Raw genomic sequence first — 1241 nt, 5'->3', positions numbered from 1 at the left:
GGATTAGGTAATGACACCCTTTCAATCACCAATTGACCGAGTTTTCGTTGTTTCTCGGCCACTAAACGCCCTTTCTTTTCATCCCAATCCACTACTTCTTCAGTAGAAAATAGCGAATCAAAAGTCGTTTGCAATATATTGACGTCCAATTCACACGCTAAATGTATTTGGCTCGAATTGGAATGAGACCGCATCAGATCAATCGCGACCAAGTACTCACAGCCGCCTAACATATCGTCAGGACGACATTCTGCACCATGACTATTCGCTAGTGCAAAGCGACCAAATTGATTGGTGCGTTGCTGAGCGATCCTATCGGGAAACGCCAAGCTCAACACCAACGGCAATGCATCTTCATCCACTTCTCGAAGGCTAAACGTGGTATCGAGTTTATGCGCAAGAGATTGTGCGCGCTTCAATAACAACGATTTTTTCGGATGAGAACCGGACAACCAACGATGCAAGCTATGTGCGATATTCGTTACATTACGCTCTGGCTCTTCAATTAGGGCGACCGCCGCCAAAGCGACATTTACCATCTTATCGCTGTGGGATTGCGATTTAATTAACATCGCTGCCGCGCGAGGTTCTACGCCCAAGTCATGAGCCTGCTTTCCTTCCGCAGTCAGTTGTCCTTGCTCGGTAATAAGCCCTAATGAAAACAACAACTGCTTAGCTTGTTGCAGCGCGGCAGCAGAAGGAATATCGAGCCATTTTAGCTCATGAATATCGGTCGTCCCCCAAAACGCCAGCTCCATTACCAAGCTCGCAAGATCGGAATGCAAAATCTCAGGTTGTGGCACTTGTGGCTGTTGCTTGAGTTGACTTTCTGAATAGAGGCGAACGCAAATCCCCTCTTCAATCCGACCAGCACGACCAGCTCGCTGGATGGCTGACGATTGAGCAATACGCGTTTGCTCCAATCGTGTAAGGCCATTTTTCAAGTCAAAACGCGCAACACGCTCCAAACCAGAATCCACCACAAGGCGAATACCTTCAATTGTCAGAGAGGTTTCCGCAATGTTGGTTGCCAATACGACTTTGCGCTTACCTTTTTCTGCAGGAGAGATGGCTTTCTGTTGCTCAGTAAAGCTCAACTGACCATACAACGGGCATACTTCAACATCGTCCGGTAAGTGCGATAACCGCTCTTGCACTTGCTTAATGGCCGCCACACCGGGAAGAAACGCAAGCAGAGAGCCTGACTCTTTATTCATCAAACTCTCTATATTTTTTGCCAT

At 47.5% G+C, this 1241-nt stretch carries 1 protein-coding gene; it reads right to left on the bottom strand.

The features are described 5' to 3' along the window. Window positions 1–1241, bottom strand: a 1241-nt coding sequence (locus R7E00_RS24005) for a helicase-related protein (protein ID WP_318124761.1), incomplete at both ends; no start/stop codon positions are given.

The sequence above is a fragment of the Vibrio sp. Vb1755 genome, assembly GCF_033338635.1.
Classification (GTDB): Bacteria; Pseudomonadota; Gammaproteobacteria; order Enterobacterales; family Vibrionaceae; genus Vibrio; species Vibrio alginolyticus.
Note: the sequence above shows the minus strand (reverse complement) of the source record. Positions and strands in the feature narration are given on the sequence as shown.